Origin of the sequence: Streptomyces sp. WELS2 (assembly GCF_013870595.1) — a bacterium.
Taxonomy (GTDB): Bacteria; Actinomycetota; Actinomycetes; order Streptomycetales; family Streptomycetaceae; genus Streptomyces.
The window spans coordinates 1-1,068 of the sequence record NZ_JACBWZ010001345.1; the positions used below are offsets into that span (position 1 = coordinate 1).

The 1,068-nt window shown below is 75.7% G+C and carries 1 pseudogene; it reads left to right on the forward strand.

What is annotated here, in order from left to right:
* Positions 1-1,068: pseudogene (locus H5J33_RS36255) on the forward strand (hypothetical protein); the annotation flags it as partial.

Below are 1,068 nucleotides of genomic sequence, written 5' to 3' on the forward strand. Positions count from 1 at the left end.
ACCCGGCGCGCTCCCACGCGGACAAGCTGCGGCCCGCCGGGGACGACGGCGACACCCTGGTCGTGGTCGACCAGTTCGAAGAGGTCTTCACGCTCTGCCCGGACCCGGGGGAACGCGCCCGCTTCATCGGGGCGCTGCTGGCGGCCCGGGAGCCGGGCAGCCGGCTGCGGGTGGTCCTGGGCGTACGCGCCGACTTCTACGGCCGCTGCCTCGAACACCCCGAACTGGCCCGCGTGTTGCGGGACGCCGCGGTGCCGGTGCCCGCCATGGGCCGCGAGGAACTGCGCGAGGCCGTGGTCAAGCCGGCCATGGCGCGCGGCCTCACGGTCGAACGGGCGCTGACCGCGCAGCTGGTGGAGGAGGTGGCCGGCGAGCCGGGCGGCCTGCCCCTGCTGTCGCACGCCCTGCTGGAGACCTGGCGGCGCCGCACCGGCCGCACCCTCACCTTGCGCGCCTACGAGGCGGCCGGCGGAGTGCGCGGCGCCATCGCCCAGACGGCGGAAGACCTGTACGCCGGGCTCACCGACAGCCAGGCCGACCTCGTACGACGGGTGCTGCTACGCCTGATCGCGCCCGGCGAGGGCACCGCCGACACCTGCCGGCCGGTACGGCGCGCCGAACTGCGCGCCACCGGCCCGCACTCGTCCGGCACCGTCGACACGGTCCTCGAACGCCTGGCCCGCGCCCGGCTGATCACCCTGGACGGGGAGACCGTCCACCTCGCGCACGAGGCACTCATCACCGCCTGGCCACGGCTGTGGGGCTGGATCGAGGACGACCGGCACCGGCTGCGGGTACTGCGCCGGCTCACCGAGGCCGCCGAATCATGGCGGGAACTGGGCCGGGACCCGGGCGCGTTGTACCGGGGCGCCCGGCTGGCCGAGGCCACCGAGGCCTTCGACCCGGCCGACCGGGAGCGCGAACTCAGCGCCGTGGAGCGGGAATTCCTGACCGCCAGCACGGCCACGCACGCCCGCGAACGCAGACGGCTGCGCGGGCTGACCGGATCGGTGTCCGTGCTGCTGGTGCTCGCCCTGGTGGCCGGTGCCGTGGCCTGGCAGCAGCACC